The organism is Haloglomus litoreum (assembly GCF_029338515.1).
In the GTDB taxonomy this organism is placed as follows: domain Archaea; phylum Halobacteriota; class Halobacteria; order Halobacteriales; family Haloarculaceae; genus Haloglomus; species Haloglomus litoreum.
The window spans coordinates 1920861-1947852 of the sequence record NZ_CP119988.1 but is presented as its reverse complement, the minus strand read 5'-3'; the positions used below and the strand labels follow the sequence as shown (position 1 = coordinate 1947852).

The 26992-nt window shown below is 71.2% G+C and carries 25 protein-coding genes; 11 read left to right on the top strand and 14 right to left on the bottom strand.

Annotation, left to right across the window (positions count from 1 at the left end):
• The first annotated feature begins 9 nt into the window (after nt 1-9).
• The 3 genes from idsA3 to P2T62_RS09575 all read left to right on the top strand — a co-directional run bounded on the left by idsA3 (nt 10) and on the right by P2T62_RS09575 (nt 3359).
• Entirely contained in the window at nt 10-1062 is a 1053-nt protein-coding gene (gene idsA3 / locus P2T62_RS09585; RefSeq protein ID WP_276261175.1) for a geranylfarnesyl diphosphate synthase, read from the top strand.
• 2 nt (nt 1063-1064) lie between these two features.
• Nucleotides 1065-1640 carry a GNAT family N-acetyltransferase gene (locus P2T62_RS09580; RefSeq protein ID WP_276261174.1) on the top strand — a complete coding sequence of 192 codons (576 nt, stop codon included), beginning with the start codon at nt 1065-1067 and terminating at the stop codon, nt 1638-1640.
• Between the two features lie 126 nt (nt 1641-1766).
• Entirely contained in the window at nt 1767-3359 is a 1593-nt protein-coding gene (locus tag P2T62_RS09575; RefSeq protein WP_276261173.1) for a hypothetical protein, read from the top strand.
• 9 nt (nt 3360-3368) lie between these two features.
• Here P2T62_RS09575 and aroC read toward each other — a convergent pair whose 3' ends face one another.
• Complete coding sequence (gene aroC, locus P2T62_RS09570) at nt 3369-4613, bottom strand: chorismate synthase (protein WP_276261172.1); 1245 nt, start codon at nt 4611-4613, stop codon at nt 3369-3371.
• Nucleotides 4614-5076: 463 nt separating this feature from the next.
• On the opposite strand from aroC, the gene P2T62_RS09565 reads away from it, so the two are divergent.
• A complete protein-coding gene (locus tag P2T62_RS09565) occupies nt 5077-6309 on the top strand; it encodes a hypothetical protein (protein ID WP_276261171.1) in 1233 nt (410 codons plus the stop codon).
• 130 nt (nt 6310-6439) lie between these two features.
• Here the strand turns inward: P2T62_RS09565 and P2T62_RS09560 are convergent, their stop codons facing one another.
• Entirely contained in the window at nt 6440-7594 is a 1155-nt protein-coding gene (locus P2T62_RS09560) for a sugar phosphate nucleotidyltransferase (RefSeq protein ID WP_276261170.1), read from the bottom strand.
• A gap of 96 nt (nt 7595-7690) precedes the next feature.
• Here P2T62_RS09560 and P2T62_RS09555 point away from each other — a divergent pair, with 96 nt between their 5' ends.
• Nucleotides 7691-8488 (top strand): hypothetical protein, encoded by a 798-nt coding sequence (locus P2T62_RS09555; RefSeq protein ID WP_276261169.1) that lies wholly within the window; start codon nt 7691-7693, stop codon nt 8486-8488.
• 33 nt (nt 8489-8521) lie between these two features.
• Here the strand turns inward: P2T62_RS09555 and P2T62_RS09550 are convergent, their stop codons facing one another.
• The 4 genes from P2T62_RS09550 to P2T62_RS09535 all read right to left on the bottom strand — a co-directional run bounded on the left by P2T62_RS09550 (nt 8522) and on the right by P2T62_RS09535 (nt 13014).
• Nucleotides 8522-9493, bottom strand: a complete 972-nt coding sequence (locus P2T62_RS09550; RefSeq protein ID WP_276261168.1) for an aminopeptidase — start codon at nt 9491-9493, stop codon at nt 8522-8524.
• A 52-nt stretch (nt 9494-9545) separates the two neighbouring features.
• On the bottom strand, nt 9546-9704 hold the full coding sequence (locus tag P2T62_RS09545; RefSeq protein WP_276261167.1) for a winged helix-turn-helix transcriptional regulator: 159 nt from the start codon (nt 9702-9704) through the stop codon (nt 9546-9548).
• A gap of 9 nt (nt 9705-9713) precedes the next feature.
• Nucleotides 9714-12191, bottom strand: a complete 2478-nt coding sequence (ppk1, locus tag P2T62_RS09540; RefSeq protein ID WP_276261166.1) for a polyphosphate kinase 1 — start codon at nt 12189-12191, stop codon at nt 9714-9716.
• Nucleotides 12192-12276: 85 nt separating this feature from the next.
• Nucleotides 12277-13014, bottom strand: a complete 738-nt coding sequence (locus P2T62_RS09535; protein WP_420028448.1) for a metallophosphoesterase family protein — start codon at nt 13012-13014, stop codon at nt 12277-12279.
• 282 nt (nt 13015-13296) lie between these two features.
• Here P2T62_RS09535 and map point away from each other — a divergent pair, with 282 nt between their 5' ends.
• Nucleotides 13297-14187 carry a type II methionyl aminopeptidase gene (gene map, locus P2T62_RS09530; RefSeq protein ID WP_276261164.1) on the top strand — a complete coding sequence of 297 codons (891 nt, stop codon included), beginning with the start codon at nt 13297-13299 and terminating at the stop codon, nt 14185-14187.
• Between the two features lie 63 nt (nt 14188-14250).
• On the opposite strand, the gene P2T62_RS09525 is transcribed toward map, so the two are convergent.
• Nucleotides 14251-14454: a DUF7835 family putative zinc beta-ribbon protein gene (locus tag P2T62_RS09525; RefSeq protein WP_276261163.1), complete on the bottom strand. Its 204-nt coding sequence runs from the start codon at nt 14452-14454 to the stop codon at nt 14251-14253.
• A gap of 380 nt (nt 14455-14834) precedes the next feature.
• Here P2T62_RS09525 and P2T62_RS09520 point away from each other — a divergent pair, with 380 nt between their 5' ends.
• From P2T62_RS09520 to P2T62_RS09505, 4 genes are all read left to right on the top strand, one after another.
• On the top strand, nt 14835-15386 hold the full coding sequence (locus P2T62_RS09520) for an HIT family protein (protein WP_276261162.1): 552 nt from the start codon (nt 14835-14837) through the stop codon (nt 15384-15386).
• A 95-nt stretch (nt 15387-15481) separates the two neighbouring features.
• Nucleotides 15482-16543, top strand: coding sequence for a cation diffusion facilitator family transporter (locus P2T62_RS09515; RefSeq protein ID WP_276261161.1), 1062 nt, complete (start codon nt 15482-15484; stop codon nt 16541-16543).
• 62 nt (nt 16544-16605) lie between these two features.
• On the top strand, nt 16606-17133 hold the full coding sequence (locus tag P2T62_RS09510; RefSeq protein WP_276261160.1) for a hypothetical protein: 528 nt from the start codon (nt 16606-16608) through the stop codon (nt 17131-17133).
• Nucleotides 17134-17227: 94 nt separating this feature from the next.
• Nucleotides 17228-19039, top strand: coding sequence for a site-2 protease family protein (locus P2T62_RS09505; RefSeq protein ID WP_276261159.1), 1812 nt, complete (start codon nt 17228-17230; stop codon nt 19037-19039).
• Between the two features lie 21 nt (nt 19040-19060).
• Here P2T62_RS09505 and P2T62_RS09500 read toward each other — a convergent pair whose 3' ends face one another.
• The 7 genes from P2T62_RS09500 to P2T62_RS09470 form a co-directional block, all read right to left on the bottom strand.
• Nucleotides 19061-20062 (bottom strand): hypothetical protein, encoded by a 1002-nt coding sequence (locus tag P2T62_RS09500; protein WP_276261158.1) that lies wholly within the window; start codon nt 20060-20062, stop codon nt 19061-19063.
• A gap of 125 nt (nt 20063-20187) precedes the next feature.
• Nucleotides 20188-21486 (bottom strand): tRNA (N(6)-L-threonylcarbamoyladenosine(37)-C(2))-methylthiotransferase, encoded by a 1299-nt coding sequence (locus tag P2T62_RS09495; RefSeq protein ID WP_276261157.1) that lies wholly within the window; start codon nt 21484-21486, stop codon nt 20188-20190.
• Between the two features lie 452 nt (nt 21487-21938).
• Nucleotides 21939-22742: an SDR family oxidoreductase gene (locus P2T62_RS09490; protein ID WP_276261156.1), complete on the bottom strand. Its 804-nt coding sequence runs from the start codon at nt 22740-22742 to the stop codon at nt 21939-21941.
• Between the two features lie 56 nt (nt 22743-22798).
• Nucleotides 22799-24196 (bottom strand): sensor histidine kinase, encoded by a 1398-nt coding sequence (locus tag P2T62_RS09485; protein WP_276261155.1) that lies wholly within the window; start codon nt 24194-24196, stop codon nt 22799-22801.
• Nucleotides 24193-25395 (bottom strand): FIST signal transduction protein, encoded by a 1203-nt coding sequence (locus P2T62_RS09480; protein WP_276261154.1) that lies wholly within the window; start codon nt 25393-25395, stop codon nt 24193-24195. The genes P2T62_RS09485 and P2T62_RS09480 overlap by 4 nt, the downstream gene beginning before the upstream one ends.
• Before the next feature lie 75 nt (nt 25396-25470).
• Nucleotides 25471-25935, bottom strand: a complete 465-nt coding sequence (locus P2T62_RS09475; protein WP_276261153.1) for a Tfx family DNA-binding protein — start codon at nt 25933-25935, stop codon at nt 25471-25473.
• A 1-nt stretch (nt 25936) separates the two neighbouring features.
• Complete coding sequence (locus P2T62_RS09470; protein WP_276261152.1) at nt 25937-26437, bottom strand: TRAM domain-containing protein; 501 nt, start codon at nt 26435-26437, stop codon at nt 25937-25939.
• Between the two features lie 240 nt (nt 26438-26677).
• Between P2T62_RS09470 and P2T62_RS09465 the strand changes: the two genes are divergently transcribed.
• Nucleotides 26678-26992 carry a hypothetical protein gene (locus P2T62_RS09465; protein ID WP_276261151.1) on the top strand — a complete coding sequence of 105 codons (315 nt, stop codon included), beginning with the start codon at nt 26678-26680 and terminating at the stop codon, nt 26990-26992.

The window sequence follows — 26992 nt, the reverse complement described above, 5'->3', positions numbered from 1 at the left end:
GCGACCACCATGACCGACCCGGACGCAGGCGGCGATGACGTGGATGTGGACCGGGCTATCCACGACCGCCGTGAGCTGGTCAACGACGCCATCGTCGACCGACTCCCCGTGCAGGAGCCCGAACGGCTCTACGAGGCGTCGCGCTACCTCCTCGACGCCGGTGGGAAGCGACTCCGGCCCACGATGCTCCTGCTCGTCGCCGAAGCCGTCACCGGCACCGAGCCGATGGCCACGGACTACGACGCCCTCCCCGACCTCGAGGGCGAGCCGGTGGACGTGATGAGCGCTGCCGTCTCCATCGAGGTCATCCAGTCGTTCACGCTCATCCACGACGACATCATGGACGACGACGACCTCCGTCGGGGGGTGCCGGCCGTCCACCGCGAGTTCGACCTCGAGACGGCCATCCTCGCCGGCGATACCCTCTACTCGAAGGCGTTCGAGTATATGCTGGAGACCGGCGCACCGCCCGAGCGCGCCGTCCGGGCCCTCGACCGCCTGGCCACGACCTGTACGGAGATCTGCGAGGGGCAGGCGTTCGACGTGGAGTTCGAGGGCCGCGAGGACGTGAACACGGACGAGTACCTGGAGATGGTCGAGCTCAAGACCGCCGTGCTGTACGCTGCTGCGGCCGCGATTCCGGCGATACTGCTCGGTGCCGACGACGAGACCGTCGAATCGCTGGCCGGCTACGGACTGGATGTCGGCCGCGCCTTCCAGATCCAGGACGACCTCCTCGACCTGACGACGCCGTCCGAGCAGCTGGGCAAGCAGCGCGGCTCGGACCTCGTCGAGGGCAAGCGGACGCTCGTCACCCTGCACGCCCGCGAGCAGGGGGTGGACGTGGAGAGCCTCCTTCCGGACGAGGTGGACGAGGTGAGCGAGGCCGACGTGGACGAGGCGGTCGCCCGGCTGGAGTCCGCCGGGTCCATCCAGTACGCACGCGAGACGGCGCTGGACCTGGTCGCCTCGGGCAAGGCGAACCTCGAGGTGCTCCCCGACGGCGAGCCGAAGGCACTGCTGGCCGCCATCGCGGACTACCTGGTCGAGCGGGAGTACTGACGATGACCTTCCTCTCGGGCGAGCGCGTCGAACTCGAACCGCTCGACCCCTCCGACCTGACCCACGTCGACGCCTACCGGGAGTCGCGCAATCACCCGGCGATGCGGGCCACCGGCGCGTACGAGACCGGGCTGACGACCGAGGAGGCCCGCGAGCGGATCCGGGAGCGGCGCTCCGGGGACAGCGACGGCGTCCCCTGTGCCATCCGCGCCGAGGGCGAGGTGCTGGGCTGGGCGGGGGTCACCGTCACGGACGACCGCGCACGCGTCGCCGAGGTAGCCTACTACGTCCTCCCGGGGGGCCAGGGGAAGGGGTACGCGACCGACGCCGTCCGGACACTCGTCGCCTTCGCGTTCGCGGAACTGCACGCCAACTCCGTTCTGGCACGCCTCCGGGCGGACAACGACCCCAGCCGCCGGGTCGTCGAGAAGGTGGGCTTCACCCGCGAGGGGACCCGGCGGGAGGCGTACTACCGGGAGGCCGACTACCACGATATCGCCATCTACGGGCTGTTGCGGTCGGAGTGGGACGGCCCCGCGTCGGACGGGGAGCGGGACGAGGACGACCTCGACGGGTAGGCGCACAGGAGGACGCCGTTCGCTCGCGGGACATCGCGGCGGGGCCACAGCGCCACACCGGGTCCGGGGCGCCCGGGTGCCTGCGTCACCTGAAGGGATTTATCCCGGCCGTCCGGAGGTGCGGGTGTGCGACGACGTGCACTCCTCGCCGGACTCGCCGGGCTGGCGGGCTGTTCCGGGCTCTCCGGCGACGGTGATCCGGACCAGTCGGGGCGGACGCTGACGCCGGCACCCGTCCCGACGGACACGCCGCGTCCGACGCCCGACCCGTTCGAGCGCGAGCTGGGTCTCGCGGCCGCCGTGTTCGGGTTCGACGCACTCACGGGTCGGACCCTCGCCCTCAACCCACCCGGATATTCTCGGGGAGGCCTCACTGTCCGGGTGCGGTTCGCCCGCGAGGCGACGGCCGAGGAACCCGCCCGGGTCGGTGCTCGCCTCAGTCTGCGCGCGCCAGGACCCGTGACGGCCCCGTTCGACCTCCCGCCGTTCGCGCCCCGATCCCGGTTGACCCGACAGGACGGGTCCGAGACGGACTCCGCGACCGGCACGACAGCGTGCTATCTCGTGCCGGCACCGGGGTCGGCCTTCGCCGAGCGCGTGCCGGACGTGGAACTGGCGAGTGGGTCGGCCGGCCGGTTCTGGCGGCTGGCCGAGCCCCCCCGCGACTGGCTCCCGGACCGGGGGGAGATACCCGCCGACGCGACGCTCCTCGGGGAGTTCCGCCTGGTCGCGGGGCCGGACGCGACCGCGCCGCTGGCCGGCCGGTACGTGAGTGAGGCGAGTGCCCCTGCCGGCCTCTCGCTGTCGGCCTGGGACCGGGATGCACCTGGACCGACGGTGGACTCCCGCTTCGAGGGGTCCACCCCGCCGCTCCCCCAGGGCCGGGCGACGCTCTGGTACCACCAGCTCTCCCCGCGAGCGGACGTCTACCTCCGCCCGGACGTCGAGCGGGTCGACCCGCCGGCCGCCGTGACGCTGACGCTGGTCAACCACTCCCGCGAGGCGGTCCGCGCGAGCGACTGGGCGGTCTACCGGCTCTTCGACGGCGACTGGTACGAGGTGGGACCGCTGTTCAGGGACGCGACCGCGCGGTTCGTTCCGCCCGGCGGCCAGCATCGGTGGCGGTTCGGGCTGGCACACGGCCCGGCGAGCGAGGTTCCCGGAGGGTTCGAGCCCTTCGATCATCGGCTGGGCTTCCTCGGCGGCGGCCGCTACGGTATCGCGGCGGGGGCGACCGACGACGAGGATCGCCCGGCGGCGCTGGTCGAACTGGTCGCGCCGGCGACGACCGTACGGCCGACCGCCGACGCCACGGCGACCCGCGACGGCGACCGGGTCGTGGTCGAGACCGATCCGCCCCGCGACGACGCGGACGACGAGCCGCGGACGCTGGTCCTCGACCGGCTCCCGCTCGGCGACCGGACGGCCACCCCTCGGCCGACGGTGACCGAGGTGGGCGGTGGGCTCCCCCGCCTCCTGCCGGAGCAGGCGATGCGCTCGCGGGGGCTCCGGAACACGCTCCCCTTCGTCGAGGGCGTCGAACAGGTCCGCCTCCGGACGAACGACGGCGTGACGCGGGGGGCGCTCCGGCGTGTCGAGTTCCGGACCGGCGGCCGGCGCTTCCGCTTCGGCGACGGCGACTTCCGCGTCACCGTCGAGAGCACCCGGGAGCCGGTCGGCACGTCGGAGGGGACCGCCACGAGAACAGGGTCGGAGTGAGACGGGGCGTCAGTCGTCGTCGGGGTCGACCGGTGTCGCCGCGGTATCGGCGTCGTCGGGGTCGTTCTGCGGCGAGGAGGGGTGGTAGTCGGTCTCGTACTCGCCGGGGCTGTTGTCGACACGGTCCGGATTGATGCGCCCGCCGAGCAGCATGTAGTCCAGCACCGTGCAGTACAGCATCGCCTCGACGACGGGCACCGCGCGCGGCGGGAGCGACGGGTCGTGGCGGCCGACGACCTGGATGCGCTTGTGCTCCTCGGTCTCCCAGTCGTAGGTCGTCTGCTCCTTCGGGATGCTCGTCGGGGCGTGCCACGTCACCTCGCCGTAGATGGGCTCGCCGGTCGTGATGCCGCCCTGCAGGCCGCCGTGGTCGTTGCCCACGGGGACGGGGTCGCCCTCGTCGGCCACGACCTCGTCGGCGTCGGGGGCGTCGTCGTCGCCCATCCGGGTCCAGTCCTCGTTGCGGTCGATACCGCGCACCGAGCGCGCCTCGCGTCCGAGGCCGAACTCGAACGCGGTGGTCGCGGGGATGGCCATCATCGCCTGCCCGAGCCGCGCGGGGAACGCGTCGAACCGCGGCGCACCCAGCCCGCGTGGCACGCCACGTGCCTCGAAGTAGATGGAGCCGCCGATGGAGTCGCCCTCCTCCTGGTACCGGTCGATGGCGTCGCGCATCTCCTCGGCCGTCTCGGGGTGAGCACAGCGGACCTCGTTCGCCTCGCTGTGTTCGAGAATCTCCTCGAACGTCACCTCGGGGGCCTCGATGTCGCCGATCTGGTTGACGTGGGCCTTGATCTGCACGTCGTGGTCGCTCGCCTCGAGGACGGCCTTCGCCACGGCGCCCGCCGCGACCCAGTTCACCGTCTCGCGGGCCGAGGAGCGTCCGCCGCCGCCCCAGTTGCGCGTCCCGAACTTCGACGAGTAGGTGTAGTCGCCGTGTGAGGGCCGGGGCGCCGTGACGAACGGCTCGTACTTGCCCGAGCGGGCGTCCTTGTTCTGGATGACCATCCCGATGGGCGTGCCCGTGGTGTAACCGTCCTGTACGCCGGACTTGATGGACACCTCGTCGGGTTCGCCCCGCGAGGTGGTGATCATCGACTGGCCGGGCTTGCGCCGGTCGAGTTCGCGCTGGACCGTCTCCTCGTCGATGGGTACGCCGGCGGGACACCCCGACACGGTACACCCCATCGCCTCGCCGTGACTCTCGCCGAACGTCGTGAACCGGAAGAGCCGCCCGAAACTGTTACCGTTCATTACCGAACCGTGTGAGGTGGTCGCATTTAGGTGGTGCGTTCCGGGCAGGGCTGGCGGTCGGCGCGTCTGGTCGGTATCCCGCGCCGATCTCGTCGAGAGCTGTTCACGCCTGTAAAAATAGATAATATTGTCGTTTCAAAGCGTAGTTCCAATTTAGTCGACTAATACCGATAGTTGTGCTATTTTGAACAAAGATGAGGGTAGAAGGCCAGCTCGGAGGCGAGGGTAACCGATATCCTCGTCCGCGAGTCTCTCGCTCGAGGGGAGCACTGGCCGTCGCTGGTCGTGGCGTTCCGCCCAGAGAACATCACACACAGGGGTGCTGTGTGGTACACATTTGGGAGAGAGTCCGGGTGCAGTTCGGCGAAGACGCATAGGTTGGTCCGGTATTGACCAGTATGTGTCCAACGGAGTATCCGATCGATTCAATCGACGTACCGTTCTGAAAACAGGCAGCGCTGCAGTGCTCGCGACCCTCGCGGGCTGTTCCAGTTCCAACAGCGGAGGGACCCCGACCCCGGACTCGTCCGGGTCCGGGTCCGGGTCGTCGGGCGGGCAGGCATCGTTCGCCGTCGAAACCACCAGCACCGGCAACCCGTACGCCGACACCAAGAAGGCCGCTGGCCACGTCGAGGGGTCGGCCAAAGTGCTCGCAGGCGGTATCGCCACCGGCGCCGACCTCGGCGGTGACGCCTCGAGTGAAGCAGCAGGGCTTCGCGCGACGCTGACGGGGCTCCTGCAGGAGCACGTCTACCTCGCCGGCTACGCGGTCGACGCTGCCTACAGCTTCGGCCCCGACAGCAAGGAGTTCGACCTCGCTGCCAAATCGCTCGACGAGAACACCGTGGAGCTCGCCGACGTCATCGGCAACGCTGCCGGCTCCGACAACCGCGAGGCGTTCATCAGCCTGTGGCGCGACCACATCGGCTTCTTCGTCGACTACGCGCTCGCGGCCGCCGAGGACGACGACGAGGGTCGCCAGGCCGCGCTGGACGACCTGGACGGCTACACCAACGCCGCGGGCGAGTTCTTCGAGGACATCTCGGGCGGCGAGCTGCCGGCCGGCGCCGTGACGGAGAACCTCGACGCCCACATCGACACGCTGTCGGCCGCGATCGACGCGTTCGCGGCGGGTGAGGCCAGCGCGTTCGATGACCTGAAAGCCGCCGGTGACCACGTGGTCGGAAGCGCCGGCGTGCTGTCCAGCGGGTTGGCCGCGGCCCTCGACCTGAACGGCGACACCGAGTCGGAGGCAGCGGGGCTGCGCGTCGGCCTCACTGCCGGACTGCAGGAGCACGTGTACCTGGCCGGCATCACTGTCAAGACCGGCTACGCCGCGGGCCTCGACAGCGGCGCGTTCGAGGCGGCGGCGGGCACGCTCGACACCAACTCCGTAGAGCTCGCCGACGCGATCGGTCAGCTGGCCGGTGAGGAGAACCGCGACGCGTTCCTGAGCCTGTGGCGCGACCACATCGGCTTCTTCGTCGACTACGCCGCCGCGACCGCCGGCGACGACAGGCAGGGGCAGGCCGAGGCGATCGAGAACCTCGACGGCTACACCAACGCCGCTGGTGGGTTCTTCGAGGATATCTCGGGCGGCGAGCTGCCCGCCGATGCCATCGCGAAGAACCTGCGCAAGCATATCGCGACCCTGGGCGGTGCCATCGACTCGCTGGACGCCGCGATCAATCAGTGAGACGCGTCGTCTGACTGCCTGACCGCAGTTGCGGCCCCGCACGCGTGGGGCCGAGTAGCCAGTCCGCCTGCAAGCGGGTCTCGCGGACGGATTCGTTCCCGGGGAGCGTGGCGACAGTGCTTGGCCGCCCTCACCCGGGGTACTCGCCCCGTTCCCTGAGCGCGTCGACGACCTCTCGCACCCGGTCTGCTCGCCGCTCCGGAATCACCAGCGTCCGCCCGTCGTAGGTCGCCACCACGAGGTCGTCGACATCGACGACCGTGACGTGGGCGTCCGGGCCGGTGGCCAGCGTGCAGCTCTCGCTGTCGATGGCGAGCGAGCGGCCCTCCCCGGCGACGACGTTGTCGTCTGCGTCCCGCTCGACGAGCGAGTCCAGCGCGTCCCACGTCCCGAGGTCGTCCCACTCGAAGTCGGCCGGGACGACGAACACGTCGTGCCCGTCGCCCGTCTCGTCGTCGCCCGCGTCGTCACCGCCACCGCCCGCGCCCCCGTGTCGCTCCAGCACCGCGTAGTCGATGCTCACGTCGTCGACATCGTCGTACCCGGCCTCGGGGACGCCCTCCTCACAGGCGTCGACCAGCGGCGCGAGGGGGGAGTCCCGCGCGGCCGCGAGCAGCGCCTCGGGCGTCCACGCGAACGTGCCGGCGTTCCAGAGGTAGCCAGACTGCCGGTAGCGGGCCGCGGCTCCGGCGTCGGGCTTCTCGTAGAACCGCTCGACGGGGTGGTAGCCGCTGTCGTCGCCGTCGCTGTCGTGGTCGAGGGTGCGCGCGTCGCCGGGCTTGAGGTAGCCGTAGCCCGTCGCCGCGCTGTCCGGCTCGATGCCGAGCAGCACGAGTCCACCGGTACCGACGGCGACGCCCGCCGCCCGTTCCATCGTCGCGGCGAACCCGTCGCCGACGTGGTGGTCGCTCGGAAGACAGCACAGCACGCACTCCCCGACGGCCTCGCGGACGCGGTGAGCGGCGTAGACGAGCGCGGGGCCGGTGTCGCGGGCGGCTGGCTCGACGAGTACGGTCGCCTCGTGGTCGAGGTCCGCGACCGACTCGCGGGCGCGCTCGGCCGTCGCGGGCGAGGCGAGGACGAACGTCCGGTCGGCGAACGCCGCGCGCTCGACGGTCCGGGCGAGTAGCGACCGACCGGTCCCGAAGTCGAGGAACTGCTTCTCGCGGCCCGGCCGGCTCGCCGGATAGAGTCGCGTTCCGGTGCCGCCGGCCATCACGAGCGCCACGAGCGGTCGGTCCGGGGCTCCGTCGTCGCCGGAGCCGCCCCCGGTGTCGGTGTCCATGTGCGAGCGACGCCGGCGGCCGGGAAAAGTCCAGTCCGTCGGGTCGCCGTCTCCCCGCCAGCAAGGCTTATGCGACGGGGCGCTCCCCCTCCGCTCGTGTCCCCGAGAGATGACGCGGGCCCCACCTACCGGCTGGTCCTCGCGCTGTACGCCGCCACCGTCGTGGCGGCAGCCGTCGTGTCGGCGCTCGCTGCCCGCGACGCGAGCACTGCCCTCGGGGCCGTCGGGGCCGTCGGGTCCTGGCTCGGGAGCACGGTCCTCGTGGCGGCCGCGCTCGCCCGCCTCGGGACGCCCAGCTGGCTCCGCCCACGGGCGCTGTACGCGGCGGGCCGGTCGTGGCTCCCGACGCTCGGCGGCCTGGGACTGGTCGCCGCTGGTGTCGCGGTCGGGTCGCTCGGCCCGGCCGCGCCGCTCCTCGTCGGCGGCGCCATCGCGTCGGTGCTGGGCTGGTTCCTCCGTGTCATGGGACGGAACGCCGAGGCGCGGGCACGGCTGGCCGGCTCCGAGCCACTGACCTGGCGCGCACGACCCGCACGACGGCGGCGGTACGTCTGGTACGCCGCGGGCGGGCTCTCCGGCCTCGTCGTCCTGGGGGCCGTGCTGTGGCTCCGCGACCCGTCGCTGCTGGGTGCCGGCGGGCTGGCGTTCGCCTTCGCGGCGCAGGGCGCCAACGAGACGCAGTACTGGCTCGGCGACACGACGCTCGTGTACGGGAACCCACAGGTCCGGTACCTGCTCGATGCCGGCGATATCGCGGGTGTCGAGCACGACGCCGAGGGCGCCGTCACCATCGCGTACCGCGGCTGGCGGCCCGCCCGGACGATGGACGCGAGCGACCTCGACGACCCCGAGGCCGTCGTCGCCGCACTGGAGCGGTTCGCCGGCGGAGCGTGATGGGTGCGGAGGGCGGGACCGCCCCGCGACCGCTCAGACCCCCTCGGGCAGGTCGATGGCCTCGCCGTCGACCTCGACCGTCGGGTTCCGGATGATACCGTCCTGGTGGATGGGCGCCTCCGTATCGCCACCGATACCGGAGTCGTCCCCGACGGCGATGTGGACGGTCCCGGCGGCCTTCTCGTCGAGCAGCACACTGCCGACGAGTTCCGTGACACCGGTGTTGGTGCCGATGCCGAGTTCCGCGAGGTTGTAGGCGGCATCGCCCGCCGTCTCGGCCGCGCGCTCGAACTCCCCGCGCATCGTCTCGTCGTCGATGTCCGTCACCTGCCCGTCCTCCACCTCGAAGGTGATGGTCTGTCCCTCGTCGAGCAGGCCGTGCGGGTCCATCGTCCCGTCGACGACGAACCGGCCGTCGGCGGTCTCGGGCGCGACGAACACCTCGCCAGCGGGGAGGTTCGAGAAGGACCCGGGCTCGGCGATATCCCCGGTGTCGGCCAGCCACTCCCGGCTCCCGGGCCGGAACGTGATGTCCGTCCCGAGGTCGGTCGTCACGCGGACCGTCTCGGCGTCGGCCACCTTCGCCAGCATCCGGTCGCACTCCTCGGCGATAGCGCCGTAATCGGCGGCCAGCCCCGTCTCGAACACCTCGGGGGTGATGCCGGGGAGCGTCGCGCCCCGGGCCCCGCCGCCGCAGGCCTCCTTGCGGGCCCTCGTGTGGCTGATGCTCTTGCTCGTCGGGGCGAGGAAGGCGTCACAGCCCGCCATGGCCGCGGCGACGCCCGTCGCCGGCTCCTCGCCGTGCTGGTCGCCGACCGGGTAGCGCACCAGCGAGACGTCGTCGGTGACCTCGCTCCCCGCGAGGTAGAGTTCCTCGCCGATGGCCTCGCGCTTCTCGTCGGTCACGACGGCCAGCGACTCGTCCGCATCGAGTTCCAGACACTGCCGGACGGCGGTCCGCGCCGCGGCCGCCATCGGCCCGCGCTCCTCCTCGGTATCGCTCATACCCCGACTCCGTCCGGCCGCGGCATAGTGGTTCCCCACCGGTCTCGCGGGGTCAGGGTCCCGGACGGGAGGCCGACTCCTCGACCGGTACGTCGTCGGGCAACGCGACCCGGTCGTCAGCCCAGTCCCCGAGTTCATCGAGGACGGGACCCAGCGACGCGCCCTTCTCGGTGAGGCTGTAGCAGACCGCGACCGGGGACGCCCCCTCCATCCGACCGGGTCAGTCCTCCAGCGACTCGCGCACGTCCACCGGTACGTCCTCGAACCCGGCGGGGTCGCCGACGGCGGCTCCCTGGCTGGCCCGGGCCATCAGCGTCTCATGGGTGTCGATGGCCGTCCCGTCCGGCCGGTGCTGGCGGTAGTCCCCGTCGGGGCCCATCTCCCAGGCGCGGCGGGTGTCGGCCAGCTGGAGGTCGAGGATGGACGCGAGTTCGCGGCGATGCGCCGGCTCCTCGACCGGGACGACGGCCTCGACGCGGCGGTCGAGGTTGCGGGTCATCCAGTCGGCGCTCCCGATGTAGAACGCGGGGTCGGCGTTCTCGAAGTGGTAGATCCGGGCGTGTTCGAGGAAGCGCCCGACGACCGAGCGGACCGTGACGGTCTCGCTGACGCCCTCGATGCCGGGGCGGAGCCGGCAGATGCCCCGGACGACGAGGTCGATCTCCACGCCGGCCATCGAGGCCTCGTACAGCTCCCGGACGATGGCGGGGTCCTCCAGCGCGTTCAGCTTCGCGACGATGCGGGCACCCTCGCCGTCGCGTGCGGCGGCGGCCTCCGCCCGAATCAGGTCGGTCACGCGGTCGCGCAGCCCCGTCGGCGCGACGAGCAGGCGCTCGTACTCGTTCTCGCGAGAGTGACCGGTGAAGAAGTTGAACAGGCGGACGAGGTCGTTTCCGACGCGGCGGTCGGCCGTGAGGAGTCCGAGGTCGGCGTACAGCTTCGCGGTCCCGGCGTGGTAGTTGCCGGTACCGACGTGGGAGTAGAGCCCGACGCCACGGTTCGCGGCCGGGCCGTCGCCGGTCTGGCCGGTCCCGCTCTCGCCGTTCACGCCCTCGTCACGGACGACGAGCGCGCACTTCGCGTGGGCCTTCAGCCCGATGCTCCCGTAGGCGACGTGGATGCCCTCCTCCTCGAGCCGGCGGACCCAGCGGAGGTTGTTCGCCTCGTCGAAGCGGGCCTTCAACTCGACCATCACCGCGACCTGCTTCCCGTTGCGCGCGGCCTCGATGAGCGACTCGATGACCTTCGAGTCCTGTGCGGTCCGGTAGATGGCGCACTTGATGGCGAGCACGTCGTCGTCCCTCGCGGCGGCTCCCAGGAACGCCTGGACGGTCCCCTCGAACGAGTGGTACGGGTGGTGTGCGAGCACGTCGCCCTGGCGGATGGCGGCGAACAGCTCCGACCCCTCGTGGTCGGCGAACCGGGGGTGTGGCTGGGGCTGCCAGCCCGGCAGCTTGAGGTCCGGCCGGTCGAGGTCGGTCAGTCGCGAGAGGTCCCGGAAGTCGAGCGGCCCCTCGCGCTCGAACAGTTCGCGCTCCTCGAGTTCGAGCTGGTCGAGCAGGAGCCGGCGCGTGGACTCGTCCATCCGTTCGTCCACCTCGAGGCGGACGACGGTCGCGAACCGGCGGTCCCGGAGGACCCCTTCGATGCTCTGGATGAGCCCCTCAGCCACGTCCTCGTTGCGGCGGACCTCGGCGTTCCGGGTGACCCGGAACGGGGCCGCGTCCAGCACCTCGACGTTCGGGAACAGCAGGTCGAGGTTCGCCGCCACCACCTGCTCCAGCGGGACGAACCGTGCCGGCCGGTGGATGCTCGTGTCGTCCTGCAACGCGCCGGTCGTGCCGTCGCCGTGGGTCGCCAGTACGTCGTCGAGGTCGACCAGTCGGGGGCGGTTCTCGGGGATCTTCACGCGGGAGAACCGCGGGTCCCCATCGCCCTCCCGCGTACGGACCGCGAGCGAGAGCGAGAGGTTGGAGATGAACGGGAACGACTTGCTGGCGTCGTACGTCAGCGGTGTCAGCGTCGGGAGGACGGCCGCCTCGAAGTACGACCGCAGCGCAGCCTGCTCGTCGCCGTCGAGGTCGTCGTGGTCGTGGACGTGGACGCCGGCCTCGGCCAGCGTATCACGGACGTCCTCGCGCCAGCACCGGGCGGCCGCCTCGAAGAGATCGCGCGCGGTCGAGAGCGCATCGAGCCACGTCTCGTGGGGGTTCCGGCCGTCCGGGAACGTCTCCGCGACACCGGCGTCGAGCTGCTCTTTCAGCCCGCCGACCCGCTTCATGAAGAACTCGTCGAGGTTGCGGGTGATGATAGAGAGGAACTTCGCGCGTTCCAGCGGCGGGTTCCGGTCGTCGAGCGCCTCGTTCAGCACCCGCTCGTGGAAGGAGAGCTCCGCCAGCTCGCGGTTGAGGTAGAACGCCTGGTCCGAGAGGTCCACGTCGTCTCCGACGGGGGGGTCCGGGACCGCACCGCCGTATCGCGCGAGGCCGTAGGGCGGACCGTCCGAGTCGTCCTCCGTGTGTGCGGCCGTGACCGGCGTCCGACCGTCGACAGCCGCCACGTCGGCCCCGTTCTCGGTCCCTGCTGTGCCGTCCCGGTCGGCGTCGGCGTCCGCCGTAGCGTTCCGTGTCTCCCCCGTCCCACCGGGGTCGTCGGTCTCTTCGGTCGCTTCGGGCTCGGAGGACTCCTGCTCGCTCATGGTGAACCCACCGCGCTCTGCCGCAAAACGATTCGGGTCGGGTGGACGGGTCGCCGGCGCGACACGGTCCCGGGGTCCCGGATAGTCACTCCGAGATGGCGGGGTCGGTCGGGTCCAGGAACTTGCGGTCCGGTCGACTCTGGTAGGTGTCGAACGCCTCGACGCTGTGGAACTCGCCGGTCCGGTAGTTGTAGGCCGTCAGCTGGCCGCCGTAGACACAGCCGGTGTCGAGACCGACCGCGTGGTCGGTCACGACGGGGTCGTCCAGGACCGTGTGCCCGAAGAACACCGTGGTCGGGCCGTCGTAGGTCTCCCACCAGAACGGACCGTCGTAGCCGTTCTCCGGCGGGACCGCACGGAAGTTGAGCAGCTCCTCGATGTCGTGGTCCGCGAGGTCCTGCCGGGGGTCGACGCCGCCGTGGACCACCATCGCGTCCCCGAAGCTGATGACGACCGGCAGCGAGCCCAGGTAGCCCTCGACGGTAGAGTCGTCGAGTGCGTCGAGTTCCTTCCGGCCCTCGATGAGTTTGTCCTCGTTGTTGCCACGGACGCTGTAGGCGTTCGGCAACTGCCGGACGTACTCCACCACGCCGTCGCTGTCGGGCCCTTTGCGCACGAGGTCCCCCACGAACAGCAGCAGGTCGTGGGGCCCGGGGTCGATGTCGGAGACGAGCGCCTCCAGCTCGGCGAGGCAACCGTGGACATCGCCCACGAGGTAGATGTTGTCGTACGCTGCTTCGTCGAGGCGGAGATGATACGGCGCCACCGTGGGGGAGAGGTCGCCGCGCCCGATGCGGGCGTCCCCTGCGTCTGGTCCTGTCATGACGGGTGGCCCATCTACTGCCTCCGGCGCCGGCGTCGAGGCATCGTCCATGCACGGTCAACGCGGAGGAGAAATATATAATTTTGGCACACAATACGACAATAGTTAGAATAATCTATAGAGACAACAGATAACATACCTACTCGGTAGCCCCCTCGCGTCGCACCGCGTGGTCACTCGGTGGCCTCCTCGCCGGTCGCGCGCTCGAATCGCCCGCCGGCCACGCCTCGCTGGGCCCACACGAGCGCAACCCCTTTGAGGGGTTCCGGCGAATCCGGACCCATGAGTGTGCTCGACGACGAGAAGTACGAGAAGCACAGAGAGGCGGGGAAGATCCTCGCCCAGGTGCGCGACGAGGCGGCCGAGAAGGTCGAGGTCGGGGGGAGCCACCTCGAGATCGCGGAGTGGGCCGAGGACCGCATCCGCGACCTCGGGGGGGAACCGGCCTTCCCCGTCAACATCAGCATCGACGAGGAGGCCGCCCACGCGACCCCCTCCGTCGACGACGACTCCACGTTCGGCGAGGAGATGATCAACCTCGACATCGGCGTCCACGTCGACGGCTGGCTGGCCGACACCGCCGTGACGGTCGACCTCTCCGGGAACGCCGAACTCGCGGAGGCCTCCGAGCAGGCCCTGGAGGCCGCCCTGGATGTCGTCGAGGCCGGCGTCTCCACGGGCGAGATCGGTGCCGAGGTCGAGGACGTCATCGAGGGGTACGGGTTCAACCCCGTCGTCAACCTGACCGGCCACGGCCTGGGGCACTGGGAGCAACACACCAGCCCCAACATCCCGAACCGCGCGGTCTCGCAGGGGGCGACCCTGGAGGCGGGCGACGTGGTCGCCATCGAACCGTTCGCGACCGACGGGAGTGGGAAGGTCAAGGAGGGCAGCGAGGAGGAGATCTTCGCCCTGGAGCGCGAGGCCTCCGTCCGGAACCGACAGGCCCGGCAGGCGCTGGAGCAGATCGTCGAGGAGTTCAAGACCCTCCCGTTCGCCACCCGCTGGCTCGACACCTCCCGCGCGGAGATGGCGCTCCGGCGGCTGGAGCAGAACGGTGTCGTCCACGGGTATCCCGTCCTGAAGGAGGAGGACGGCTATCTGGTGAGCCAGAAGGAGCACACCGTCATCGTCACCGAGGACGGTTGCGAGGTCACGACGCGCTCGCGGTAGGCGACACTCGCGGCAGCGAGCGGCCTCCGCATCACCTGGGCAGCAGAAGCGACGCCGGAGCGTCTACGCGTTGTTCATCCGTACCGCGTCCTCGTCACCGCACACCAGACAGGTCGCGACCCGGTACGGCTCGCGGGAGAACTCCGCGTTCTCCGCCTTCGTGCTCTCCGTTCGGATCTCCACCGAGACCCGGTGGGCCGTCTCGCGGCCGCAGGCCGCGCACTCCTCGACCATGTCCCCGTCGTCCGACCGCACATTCACTGACATCACCGATATGCAGGACCGAGAGCATCGTAAGAACCCCAGACGGTTCGGGGAGTTCGGACCGTTCACGGCCCGGATACGGGTCATGAAGCCGGAAGCGGCAGGACAGGCGTGGATGAACGTTCTGGCCCCGTTCGACCGGGGCGTTTCGACCGTTCAAACCGTTGAACGGCCAACAACCTTTTATTCTAGCTCTGAACTGAACGTTCAGTCCATGCGTCGAGCGGGCCTGCTGGTGTGCCGTCCGAGTCGCCGTGCGAGCGGGCGAGTGGGTTCGCCGTCCACCCAACCGGAAGGTAGTGGCCCTGCGTTCCCGTGGGTATCACCCCCGACAGCTGGACGGCCGCCGGGAGACTGATACCCCTCCTGGCCCTCCCGCCGGCATGGACCAGGTGTTCGCCCCGTGGCGCATCGAGTGGGTCGAGCGCGACCCCGACGACCAGAACCCGGAGATGGGCTGCCCGTTCTGTGCGCTCCCCGGGCGCGAGGACGCCCGCGAGGCCCGGGTCGTCGCGCGCTCGGCCCACGCGTTCGTCCTGCTCAACAACTACCCGTACAACCCGGGGCACGCGATGGTCATCCCGCTCGAACACGGCGGCGACTTCGGCGCCCTGTCGGACGAGGCCCTCCTCGACCACGCGAAACTCAAGGCACGGACGCTGGACGCGCTGGACGCTGCGTTCGGACCCGACGGCGTCAACACCGGCGAGAACCTCGGCGGCGACGCCGCCGGCGGTTCCATCGACGACCACCTCCACACGCACGTCGTCCCACGCTGGAGCGGCGACACCAACTTCATGCCGGTCGTCTCCGACACGAAGGTCATCGTCGAGGCCCTCGAGGACACGTACGACCGACTCCACGACGCCTTCGCCGCCCAGGACGGTGCCGAGGACCCCGGTCCGGACCGGGCGGTCCGCCTCGACCTCGAGTGACCCACGGCGATGGCTTCGGATCCTCGACCCGGCCCCCGACCCCAGCGCCGCCGGCACCCGACAGGGGTTAGTGCGAGGGGAGACCACCACCGGTGATGTCCGACGCCGAGGCAGGCACGACCCCCGAGACGGGGACGCACTCCCGGAGCGGCGGGCACGGCGGCGAGGGGGGGGCCGCGGACCGACGCCGGAGTGACGTGCTCCGGCGGGTGGGCCTGCTCGTCCTCGGTGTCAACCTCGTTCTCGCGGCCGCGAAGGGTGCCGTCTGGTACCTCACCGGCAGCCTCGCGGTCGGCGGCGAGGCGGTCAACAGCCTCGCCGACGCCGTCTACTCCGTGGTGGTGCTGGGCGGGCTCTACCTCACCACGCAGCCGCCGGACTTCGAGCATCCCCACGGCCACGAGCGCATCGAGCCGTTCGTCTCGCTGGTCGTCGCGCTCGGCGTCTTCCTGGCCGCCGGCGTCGTCGCCCGGAACGCCCTCGGGGCGTTGCTGTCCGGTGACGTGGCGGTCTCGGGCGGGGCGCCGGCCATCGCGGTGCTGGCCATGACGGCCGTCGTCAAGTTCGGGCTCTACCGCTACGTCCTCGGGGTCGCGCAGCGGCGCCGGTCGCCCGCGCTCCGCGCCACCGCGCTGGACAACCGCAACGACATCCTCGCCGCCGGTGCGGCACTTCTCGGCGTGCTGGGGGCGGCCGCCGGCCACCCGTGGCTCGACCCCGCGGCCGCGCTGCTGGTGGCCGCGGCCATCGCCTACACCGGCGTCGAGATCGTGCGTGACAACGTCACCTACCTCGTCGGCCGCGCTCCCCCGGAGGACCTCCGGGCGCAGATCGTCCGACGGGCGCTCGACCATCCCGACGTGGAGGGTGCCCACGACGTCATCGCCCACTACGTCGGCCCGGAGGTCGACGTCTCGCTCCACATCGAGGTGGCCGGCGAGCGGACGCTCAACGAGGCCCACGACATCGAGACGGCCGTGATGGAGGCCATCCGGGAGCTGCCGGAGGTCGACGACGTGTTCGTCCACGTCGACCCGAAGGAGCTGGGCGAGTGGAAGGACGACCCCGACGTGGACCGGCTGGCGAGTGACGCCGGGGGGACTGAAGGGGGCTCCAACGCGGAATCACGGTCCAGCTCGGACCCCGGACGGGGCTGAGGATCGGTCGCTGGGACCGCGGGACGGAAGGCACAACCCGACGGAGGCCCTCGGATCACGTGATGGGGCCCGAGCAGGAGCCGGCGGCTGAGGTGGGGTCGCTGATCCGCGACCACCGTGAGTCCGTCGAGACGGCACTCGTGACGGTCGACCGTGAGGCCCTGCGTGGGCTCGCTGCGACCCCGGAGGCCGTCGTGTCGACCCTGTTCACGCCGGCGTTCATCGAGGAGACGACCGACTTCCCGGACCTCGACGCGTTCCTCGCGACCGCCGGCGCCGAGTCCGTCTGGGACCTCGGCCAGTGGCTGGACTGGGTGCTCGACTGGCACGTCCTCGGCAACACGCGGTTCTGGTCCTGGGAGTGGATGGTCCACGCGGCGGTGGTGACGACGGCGACGGCCGAGGCGGTCGGGCCGGTCAACTGCGACTGCGGCGGCCACGTCACGCCCATCACGGCCTCGGCCGTCGAGGAGCCGGGGCGGGGCGACGGGCGCTGGGTCGAGTACCGATGTGGTGCGTGCGGCGCGACGGGGCGAGCGACCCGTGCTCCCGACGGCACCGCGAACCTCGACGGATTGGAACGGCCCTGACACGGCCCCGGTCGTGCCCGACCATCGACGGCGATCGCCTTCCCCACGTGGAAACCCAGACACTTCTTGGCGACCCGGTGAGACCCCCCGTGCGATGGTCGACGCCCTCCCGGTCGCGGTCGCCGTCGTCGCCTTCGCAGCCGTCGCGGAACTCCTGGAACGGACGGGGCGGCTCCCGGAGGGCGTCAGCGTCACCGGCCCCTTCGTGACGCTCTCGTCGACCCGCGGGCGGGCGCTGCTCGGCCGGCTCGCTCGCCCCCGGCGGCTGTGGCGTGGCGTCGGCACCCTGGGGCTCGCGGGGGTGGGTGTGGCGATGGCGTTCGCGGCGGTCGGCGTGCTGCTGGTGGGGGCGGCCGCGCTCGCCGACCCCGGGGCCTCGCCCATCGACTCGCCGGGGAGCGTCCTCGTCATCCCGGGTGTCAACCGCTTCCTGCCGCCGGCGGCCGCGCCGGAGATCCTGTTTGCCGTCCTCGCGGGGCTCGTCGTCCACGAGGGCGGCCATGGCATCTACTGCCGCGTCGAGGAGATAGAGGTCGACAGCGTCGGCCTCTTCCTGCTCACGGTGATTCCCGCCGGGGCGTACGTCCTCCCGGACGAGGCCAGCGACGAGCGCGAGAACCTGCCGGGCTGGGCGCGGATGTTCGCCGCCGGCCCGGTCAACAACGTTGTCCTCACCGTGGTCGCGTTCCTCGCGCTGGTGCTGGTCCTCGGGAGCGTCCAGCCCGTCCCGGGGGTCGCGGTCGGCGGGGCCTTCGCTGGCGCACCGGCCGCGGATGCCGGCATCGACCACGGCGACGTGCTGACGAGCGTCAGCGGGACACCCGTCCGGTCGGAAGCGGACCTCGACGCCGCGCTCGCGAACGTTTCCGGGACGGTCCGGGTCGAACGGGCCGACGGGCCACCAGTGGAGGTTCGGCCGGAGCCGACGGTCGTCCAGGCAGCCGACGGCGCGCCGTTGACGACGCCGGAGACGGTGGTGGCGGTCAACGGGACGAACGTCTCCAGCGACGACGCGTTCCGGGCTGCCCTCGACGGCCGCGAGGTGGCCACGCTCCGTGTCCGGGCCGGGACCATCGACCCCGGCTTCGACCCCTCGTCGCCGAGCTACGGCGACGACCGCACCCGGACGGTCGTCGCGGCCATGGGACTGTCGGGCCGGGTCGCCGAGGGCGGGGCGCTTGCCGCGGCCGGCCTCCCGGCCGGGGAGCGGGTGGTCCTGGTCCGGGTCGACGGCGACCGGACGCTGGACCTGGCGGCGCTGGCGGACGCGCTCGCCGACCGCGACCCGGGCGACGAGATACGGGTCGTGGCCTACGTCCCCACGGAAGGCTCCCGGGGCGCGGGCACCCGTCGTGAACTGCCGGTCACTCTCGGTGGCGATTCGGAGCCGGTCGTCGGTATCGTCCCGGAGGCGGGCATCTCCGGGCTGGTCGTCTCCGACTTCGGGGTCGGCGTCCACGACACGGGGACGTACCTCACGGCGCTCCGCGGCGGGGGCATCCCGGCGACGGGCGCCGATGGCCTCCTCGGGCGGGCCTTCGCCTTCCTCCTGCTGCCGCTCGCTGGCGTGACCGGGCTCGCACGCTACAACTTCGCCGGCTTCGTCGGCCCCGCACGGTCGCTGTACGAGCTGACGGGCCCGCTCGCCGCGTTCGGGGACGCCGGGTTCGCGCTGGCGAACGGCCTGTTCTGGCTCGTGTGGCTGAACGTCCAGCTGGCGGCGTTCAACTGCATCCCCGCGTACCCGCTGGACGGCGGCCGCCTCGTCCGCGTCGGGACGGAGTGGCTCGGCGGTCGGTACGGGGTGGCCGACCCGGTCGAACTGGGCGAGCGCGTGATGCTCGGCACGACGCTGGCGATGCTGTCGGTGCTGGGGCTGCTCCTCGTGGTGAGCATCGCGCTCTGAGCGCGGACGACGAGGATTCCCTCAGTCGTCCGTCGCCACCCGGGACGTGGCCTCGCCCCCGGCCGTCGCCGCTCGGACCTGCACGGTCGCCTGCTCCTGACGGTGGTAGAGGGTGTACTCGCCCGTGAGCGTGCGGCGCTCGCCCGCCTCGAACGGCGCGGCGACGCGCACGTCGCCCTGGCTGTAGTCCGCGATGAACCCCTCTCTGGGGGTCTCGTGGTCGAGCACTCCGCGGAAGCTGCCCGCACCGCCCTCGTTGCGGACCGCGAGTTCGTACTCGACGGTCGTGGTCGGGAAGTCGTCGTGGCCCGGGGTCGGCGACTGGTGTGGCGTCGGCCCGGGCGTCGTCCCAGGCTCGCCCGCGACGAACGATTCGAGCGTGAACGCGGGCGGTTCCCCAGCGATGCGGTCCAGCGCCGCGCTCGGGAGGCTCCCCAGCGTCTGCTCCGCCGCGGGCCACGCGACGGTGGCCGAGTCCGGGTCGACCCCGGCCGAGAGCTCGAACACGGTCCAGGCGGCTGCCGCGTCGCCGACGAGCGCGTAGTTCCGCCGCCGCGACTCCTCGTGGGCGGTCTCGGTGCCGCCCTCCAGCCGGAGTTCGAGCGCACCACGCGGCGGGTAGCCCGGCGCGCGCTGGAACGTTCGCGCGGTTCCATCGGGTCTGTGCCCGCTCTCGGCCCCGATGGCGACGCACACCAGCCAGCCCTCGCTCGTCCGCAGGTCGAGGAACCCGCCCATGACGTGCTCGCCCAGCACCGAGGACTGGACCGACGTGCCGGTCAAGGTCAGGTCCTCGGGGTCGACCGGCGTCGGTGATCCGCCCGGCCCCGTGCCCGTCGGCGTGTGCTGGTCGGTCGGCGTCGGCGTGGCCGTTGGATCGGCGGGTGAGGGCTCGTCGTCGCCGGCACCGCTTCCGAGGTCGATACAGCCCGCGACGCCCGCGAGGGCCCCGGCCGTCAGGCCGAGGACTGCACGCCGGGAACGATGCGGTCGTGAGTCTCGCGTGGAGGGCTCGTCCGTCATGGATGTCGCTCCATCCGGGAGGGATAAACGCCTCTTGGAGGCACAAAGAGACCTTTGAATGACGGATTACTGAACAGACCCGCCGATATCCGATGAACGCCGAGTATTCGGAGCGAATCGCGGCCTCAATCGTCCGCTGGCGTCCGCGCGCCGTCGCCTCGCTCCGCGGCCGACCGGACCGGCTCGCCGAAGCAGTAGACCGTCTCCGCGGCCGTCACCTCCACCTCCAGGAAGTCGCCCGGTTCGACGCCGTGTTCGGTGGCGCCCTGGACGATGACCTGCCGGTAGGCCGAGTCACGGCACTTCACGGAGTCACCGGTGCCCTGCTCCACGCAGAGGACGCGCCGGCGGTCGCCCACCATCTCGCGGTGGGCCTCGAGGACGACCTCGCGCTTGAGTTCGCTCATCGCCTTCGAGCGCTCCTTCTTGACGGTCCCGCCGAGGCCCTTCAGGTCGGCGGCGTCCGTTCCGGGTCGCTTCGAGAACCGCGTGACGTTCACCTTCTCCGGGCGGACCTCGCGGAGCAGCTCCATCGACGCCTCGTGGTCGCCCTCGCTCTCGGTCGGGAAGCCGACGATGAAGTCCGTCGAGAGCGTCCAGTGCTCGAGTCGGTCGTCGAACGTCTCGACGATGTCGCGGAACTTCTCGACGCGGTGCTGGCGGCGCATCTCCTCCAGTACGTCGTCGCTCCCGGACTGGACCGGGAGGTGGATGAAGTCGTACAGTTCCTCGTTGCGCGCGAAGGTGTCGGCGAGTTCCTCGCGGATGCCGTGGACGCCGCCGGGGTTGGCCATCCCGACCCGGACGCGGAACTCGCCCTCGATGTCGCAGATGCGGTCGAGGAGTTCGGGGAGCTTGCGCTCGCCCTCGTCCCAGCCGTAGACGCCGGTGTCCTGTCCGGTGACGCGGAGTTCCTTCGCGCCGGCGTGGACCAGCGCCTCCGCCTTCCGGACGTTCTCCGCGACGCTCGGGCTGTCGATGCGCCCGGTGGCGAACTTCGTGATGCAGTACGAGCAGTTGCTCATGCAGCCCCGTGCGATGGGGAGGATGCCGACGACGCCGTCGAGGACGGGTTCGGCGTCGGGTGTCGTCGTCGGGCACTCCCCGTTCGTGACCGCCTGCGGGACCTCCTCCCAGTGGAGGACCTGCGCGTCCACATCCGCGTCCGCGAACTCCTCGCCCTGGGCCAGCGCCATGCACCCGGTGACGATGAGGTCCGCGACCTCGGACTCGAGCTCCTCGGCCCGCCGGAGCATGTTGCGTTCGGTCTTCTCGACGACGGTACAGGTGTTGAGGATGGCCACGTCGGCTTCCTCGGGCCCGTCGACGGGGTGGTGGCCGGCGTCACGGAGGCGCCGCTCGATCTCGCGGCTCTCACCCCGGTTGGACGTACAGCCGTACGTCTCGATGTGGTAGCGGGCCATCTGGTTGTGGGGGATTGCGGGTGGGTCAGCAAAAGGCCACGGGTTCCGTATCGAGGCCGTCTCGTTCGCCACGATGGCTGCTTCTGGTGTGGCTTCGAATCCCTCGCATTCTCTCGAGTGTGCTACAACCGAACCTCCTCGGAAGCCCTCACGCTCTGGACGAAGCACGCCGACGTAAGCACTGGACCGAGTGACCGAAGGGAGCGAGGGAAGCGCACAGCGAGGCGCGAGAGTCCAGAGCGCTCCCCCTTCGAATCCACCAGTGACCGCGAGCCGGTCAGTCGGGTGGCGTGAGCCTCACGCCTCCCCAACCGCCTGCGGTGCTCACTCGCTCCGCTCGTTGCGCTTCTCGCCCCTCGCACGTGCGCGGCGGCTGGCCTGCGGCACAGCCGCCAGCGCGCGCCAGTTCGACTGACGGCGGTAAACCGAATTCGTGGCGTGTCCCGTGGTCGCTACGCGCTCCGGAGGCTCCCGCCATCCACGGGCAGCGCGGTCCCGTTCACGTACGAGGACGCGGGGCTGGAGAGCCACGCGACGGCCTCGCCGAGTTCCTCGGGCCGTCCGATCCGGTCGAGGGGGATGCCCTCGCTCCAGGAGTCGCGGCCGTCCTCGTAGTCGGCGAACTCGCCGCGCTCGACGGACTGCTCGATGAGGTCGCCGATGCGGTCCGTCTCGTGGGCGCCCGGGAGGACCGCGTTGACCCGGACCTCGGGCGCGAACTCGCGGGCCTGCGTCTTCATCAGGCCGATGACCGCACGCCGGACGCTGTTCGAGAGGACGAGGCCGTCGATGACCTCCTGCACCGAGCGGGAGGTGATGTTGACGATGGTGCTGGCGCCGTCGCGATCCTCGCTCGCGGCCGCGAGGTGCGGGTACGCCGCCCGGGTGGTCCAGACAGCCGACATCACGAGCAGGTCGTAGGCGCGGTACCAGTCCCCGTCGTCCGTGTCGAGGAACGGCCCGGAGGGCGGACCACCCGCCGAGGTGACGACGTGGTCGAGGCGGCCGAACTCGTCGACGGTCCGCTCGACGAACCCCTCGACCGCCTCCTTCTCCGTGATGTCGGCCTCGGCCGCGAGCACGGAACCCGTGCCCGCCGCGCGCAACACCTCTCGGGTGTCGTCGAGGTGCTCGGCCGTCCGGCCACAGACCGCCACGTCGGCCCCGGCCTCGGCGAGTGCGAGTGCGCTCGCGCGTCCGAGGCCGGCGCTACCGGCGGTCACCAGTGCCGCGTCGCCGTCGAGTTCGAGGTCCATACCGACGGCTCGACCGGTGGCGCGGTAAACCTTCCCCGTCGCGGGGGTCGACGCGACTACACCCGCTCGAGGCCGTGGATCGTCACCTGGAGCCCGCCGCCCTCGCTCTCGCCGAGTTCGATGCCCCAGTCGTGGGCCTCGGCGATCTCCTTCACGATGAACAGGCCGAGCCCGGTTCCAGCTGACCGAGTGCTGTAGCCGGCCTCCAGGGCCTGCTCGCGCTGCTCGACCGACATCCCCGGCCCGTCGTCGGCGATGTGGAGCCGGTCCCCATCGAGCCACACGCGGACGGTGACGGGAGCGCCAGCGCCGGCGGCGGCGGCCGCCTCTCCGCTGCCCTCGGTGCCCGCCGTTCCGGCCCGGGGCTCGACCGGCTCGCCGGCGTCGTCGGGAGCGTCGCCGACCGATGGCTCGGAGGCTTCGCCCCCAGCATCGCCGGCCTCCGGACGATCACCTGTCGAACTGTGCTCCACGGCGTTCCGGTAGAGGTTCTCGAAGACGTGGAGGAGGCGGGTGTAGTCCGAGCGGACCCGCCCCAGGTCGCCGAGTTCGAGCCTCGCATCGCCGGTCGGGACGTGGCGCCAGGCCTCCAGCGCAACCTGCTCGATATCGATGGGACTGGGGTCCTCGATGGTCTGACTGCTTCGTGCCAGCACCAGCATCTCCTGGATGATCTCCTCCATCCGGTCCAGCGCCTCGTCGATATCCTCGCCGTGTGGCACGTCCGCCTCGTCGCGCGCGATCTCGAGGTAGCCCTTCGCGATGCTAAGGGGGTTCTGGAGGTCGTGGCTGACGATGCTGGCGAACGCCTCCAGGTGCTCGTTGCGCCGCTCCAGTTCTCGCTGGCGTCGGCGCCGCTCGGTGATGTCCGTGTAGACGAGGTAGGCACTCGTCACCTCCTCGCCCTGGAGGGCGCCGATGCCACGCAACCGGTACACCCGTTCGCTGTCCCCGTCTCCGTCGGTGCCGCCCGTCACCTCCACGTCGAGCGTCTCCCCGCCCCGGAGCGAGGTGAGGAGTGACTCGAGTTCGCCGGGGTCGTCCGGGGGAACCGGCAACTCGGAGAGCGTCGACCCGGTCGCCGCGGCAGCGTCGACACCGAAGGCGTCGGCGAACCGCCCGTTCGTCCGACGGACCACGGCCCCTTCGCCGGTGAACGCCACCTCGACCGCTGGGTCGACCGCGTTCTCGAACAGTGAGGTGGCGTCGGTCGCCGAGCGGTCGATCCGGCGGACGCGGAGCCGGTTGCGTAGCGCGCGGGCGGCCAGCGACAGCGGCGCCTCGTGGGTCGCGGCGATGTCGTCACAGATCCGGAGGGCGTCGTCGACGGAGTAGTCGCTCTGCTGGCCCGGGCCCACGGTCGCGACGCTGGCCTCCACCACCTCGCGAGCCCGGCGGTAGCCGACGGTCTCACTCAGTCCCGTCACCAGTTCGCCGAAGTCGACCCGGGTCATCGTGGGAGGAGGTAGATGACCGTCGTGGTGTTGTGGTAGCCACTCAACTGGTCGCGGTCCATCGCCACCTCGCCGTACGTCTCGAACCCGAGCAGCGGCGCGTCGAGCTCCGCTGCCATCGCGTCGACCGCCGCCGAGAACCCGTCCCCGAGGGCGGTCGACCGGCAGATGCAGTCGAACACGAGTGCACCCGCGGGCTCGCCGTCCAGTGACTCGCGAGCCTCGCGGGCCGCCCGCCGGGCGGAGGCCACCTGTGCCTCGCGCGACCCCGCGGTCACCCGGAGGACGACACCCTCTGGCATCGAGCAGGCGAACCGGAGCGACTCCCCCGGTTCGTCCGTCAGCCCCGGCCAGCGGATCTTCAGCCCATCGCCCGTCACGAGTCCGAAGGCGTAGTTGGTCAGCGCCGTCGAGAGGTCCTCGCCGCCGGCCTCGAACGCGTCCACGTCGATACCGTCCGCGGCGGCGCGGTCGCGGATCTGCTCGCGCCACACCTCGAAGGCGGGTCGCCCGTCCAGCTCGTGGACGACCGCCCCGTCGCTCTCGGTGACCCTGAGCGGCGGTGACACCGGGCTGTGCCCGTGCGCGACGCTGATCGCCGGTTCCTGCCGCGATTCGACCAGCCCCAGTGCCACCCCGTCGGTCGCCACGGTGTCGTCGGCCATCACGTGCGTCGCCTCCAGGCGGAGGTCGTCGCCGGCCGACCCCCCGGCGATGCGCACGTCCGGACCGAGTTCGACCTTGCTGGCCAGCGTCACCTCCTCACCCTTCCCGGCCAGCCCGTCGTGCAGGTTGAGGACGGACCGGTACGGGTGTGACGTCGGGCTGCCCGATCGGTCCGGGAACGCCCCCGTGGCCTCGCGGACGGCCGCCTCCTCGTCCTCGGTCACGCCGTGGCCAAGCCCGGTGTGGACCCGGTGGCCGTCGCCCATCGAGAGCGCCACACCGACGCTCCCCGAGGCCCACTCCCGGTGTGTGAACTCCCCGGCCGAGGTGCTCCCCAGCAACGGGGCATCGGTGGCCTCCCGCACCGTCCGTGCCACCTCACCGGGGTCGTACTCCGGGGAGGCGAACACGACGGCGAACGATGCGTCTCGGGGCTCGCTGTCGGTCTCCCCCGTGGCCCGAGCCAGCGCAGCGCGGACGGCCGCTCTACCGTCGGCCCCGGCTCCCAGTCCCACCACGAACCGGTCACTCATCTGGCTAGCCGTTGTGCCCGACCGGAATAACTCCGTCGGCGGTCACGACCCCACAGCCCCCCACGCGAGGGGCGTTCAGGAGCGCCGGACCGTCACCTGTCCGTCGTTCGTGACGGCGACCGTGATGTCCGTGCGGACCTGCCGGCCCTGTACGGCGTCGCCGGCGGCGTCACCGACCAGTTTCATCAGCTCGGGCGCGGTGCGCGTCACCTTCACTCCGGCCTCGTCGCACGCGGTGTAGACCCGGTTCGGAACGTCGTAGAGGTCGGTTCCCGCGTCGATGGCGATGCGAACGGGTGCGTCGAGCGCCTCGGCGAAGGCGACGGTCTCTCTGGCCTTCGCGACGTTCTCGCGAGCGCTGGCCTCGACCGAGGAGACGTTCGCCCGGGAGGTGCCCAGCTCCGCGGCGATGTCGGCCTGTGCGATGCCCCGCTCGCGGTAGACCAGCACCTCCGCCTGCCGCCGGGTGAGGACGCTCGTCTCGGCGTCGAACCCCACCTCCGCGAGGATGGCGTCGACGTCGGGGAGCTGGTCGCTCACGTCAGTCGTCCTTGCCCCAGAAGTTGTCCCGGCTGCCCAGTCGCTCGCGCTTGGCGCGCCGGCTCTGCTCGCCCTCCGCCTCGTCCTCGGCCTCGTCGGGCTGGGCTGCAGGGTCCGCATCGTCGACACCCGGCCCGTCGTCCTCGTCGTCCGCGGCGTCCTCGTCCTCCATCGGGAGCCGCTCGACCTCCTCGGCCCAGGCGAGGCTTGAGCGGACGGTGTCGATGCGGACCTTCGCCCGCGCGTCCGGGAGCACGCCGTCGACCAGGACGATGAAGCCGTCCTCGGTGCGGCCGACGCCCGCGCCGCTCTCGTGGATGTCCTCGACGGTGACGACGATCTCCTCACCGGGCTTGACCGGCTGGGACTTCAGGTCGCGGATCGGCTGGTTGTAGTGCTGACACCACTCGGCGCCACCACGGTCGCCGTAGTGCTGACAGCCCATCCCCTCGATGCGCTCGGAGAAACTGGGGCAATCCTCCGCGAGTGGGCAGTCCGGCATAGAGGACGTTTTGCCGGGACGGGTTATAACGGTCCCGGGTGGCCCCACGAGTGGGCCGTCGACACATACGTCCTGGCGCGGTCTGGGGGTCCCGCCGCACCCGAGCAGTAGGGACGCGCCAGCGCCCGTCGGAGGGGCGACTCCCGTGCCCAGCCCGGGTCGAGGGCGAAACCATCCCGGTCCCGGACCGCGGGCCCCATCCGCAGGAGGGATTATGCTCTCGCGAGGGCTGGAGGGGGTATGGGAGATGGACAGCGTATCGACTGGCGGGCCGTTCCGGCCCGGTACCGGGCGTGGCAGGCCCTGCCCCTCTGGCGGAAGGTCCTCTGGCTGGTCGTCCGGAGCGTCACGATAGTCGTCCTCTATCTCGGGGCGGCGGCGGCCATCCTGTGGTACAACGAACCCGCCGTCGTGGGGGCCATGGGCGCCGGACGGGAACCGGTGTGGGCCCTCTTCGGCGTGCTGAGCGCCCAGCCCGAACTGCTGCTGTTGCTCCTGATACTGGGTCCGGCTGTCGCGGCCGCCGTACTGCTTCCCCACAAACCGGACTGGTAA

Bases quoted from the DNA above. Each gene is read 5' to 3' on its own strand.
- P2T62_RS09490 (WP_276261156.1), bottom strand. From the start codon at position 22,742: ATGGACCTCGAACTCGACGGCGACGCGGCACTGGTGACCGCCGGTAGC.
- P2T62_RS09545 (WP_276261167.1), bottom strand. From the start codon at position 9,704: ATGGAGGGGGCGTCCCCGGTCGCGGTCTGCTACAGCCTCACCGAGAAG.
- P2T62_RS09500 (WP_276261158.1), bottom strand. From the start codon at position 20,062: ATGACGGACGAGCCCTCCACGCGAGACTCACGACCGCATCGTTCCCGG.
- P2T62_RS09515 (WP_276261161.1), top strand. From the start codon at position 15,482: ATGTCCGACGCCGAGGCAGGCACGACCCCCGAGACGGGGACGCACTCC.
- P2T62_RS09550 (WP_276261168.1), bottom strand. From the start codon at position 9,493: ATGAGCGATACCGAGGAGGAGCGCGGGCCGATGGCGGCCGCGGCGCGG.
- P2T62_RS09525 (WP_276261163.1), bottom strand. From the start codon at position 14,454: ATGTCAGTGAATGTGCGGTCGGACGACGGGGACATGGTCGAGGAGTGC.
- P2T62_RS09495 (WP_276261157.1), bottom strand. From the start codon at position 21,486: ATGGCCCGCTACCACATCGAGACGTACGGCTGTACGTCCAACCGGGGT.
- P2T62_RS09485 (WP_276261155.1), bottom strand. From the start codon at position 24,196: ATGACCCGGGTCGACTTCGGCGAACTGGTGACGGGACTGAGTGAGACC.
- P2T62_RS09535 (WP_420028448.1), bottom strand. From the start codon at position 13,014: ATGACAGGACCAGACGCAGGGGACGCCCGCATCGGGCGCGGCGACCTC.
- P2T62_RS09470 (WP_276261152.1), bottom strand. From the start codon at position 26,437: ATGCCGGACTGCCCACTCGCGGAGGATTGCCCCAGTTTCTCCGAGCGC.
- P2T62_RS09480 (WP_276261154.1), bottom strand. From the start codon at position 25,395: ATGAGTGACCGGTTCGTGGTGGGACTGGGAGCCGGGGCCGACGGTAGA.
- P2T62_RS09560 (WP_276261170.1), bottom strand. From the start codon at position 7,594: ATGGACACCGACACCGGGGGCGGCTCCGGCGACGACGGAGCCCCGGAC.
- P2T62_RS09520 (WP_276261162.1), top strand. From the start codon at position 14,835: ATGGACCAGGTGTTCGCCCCGTGGCGCATCGAGTGGGTCGAGCGCGAC.
- P2T62_RS09580 (WP_276261174.1), top strand. From the start codon at position 1,065: ATGACCTTCCTCTCGGGCGAGCGCGTCGAACTCGAACCGCTCGACCCC.
- P2T62_RS09510 (WP_276261160.1), top strand. From the start codon at position 16,606: ATGGGGCCCGAGCAGGAGCCGGCGGCTGAGGTGGGGTCGCTGATCCGC.
- ppk1 (WP_276261166.1), bottom strand. From the start codon at position 12,191: ATGAGCGAGCAGGAGTCCTCCGAGCCCGAAGCGACCGAAGAGACCGAC.
- idsA3 (WP_276261175.1), top strand. From the start codon at position 10: ATGACCGACCCGGACGCAGGCGGCGATGACGTGGATGTGGACCGGGCT.
- map (WP_276261164.1), top strand. From the start codon at position 13,297: ATGAGTGTGCTCGACGACGAGAAGTACGAGAAGCACAGAGAGGCGGGG.
- P2T62_RS09465 (WP_276261151.1), top strand. From the start codon at position 26,678: ATGGGAGATGGACAGCGTATCGACTGGCGGGCCGTTCCGGCCCGGTAC.
- P2T62_RS09505 (WP_276261159.1), top strand. From the start codon at position 17,228: ATGGTCGACGCCCTCCCGGTCGCGGTCGCCGTCGTCGCCTTCGCAGCC.
- aroC (WP_276261172.1), bottom strand. From the start codon at position 4,613: ATGAACGGTAACAGTTTCGGGCGGCTCTTCCGGTTCACGACGTTCGGC.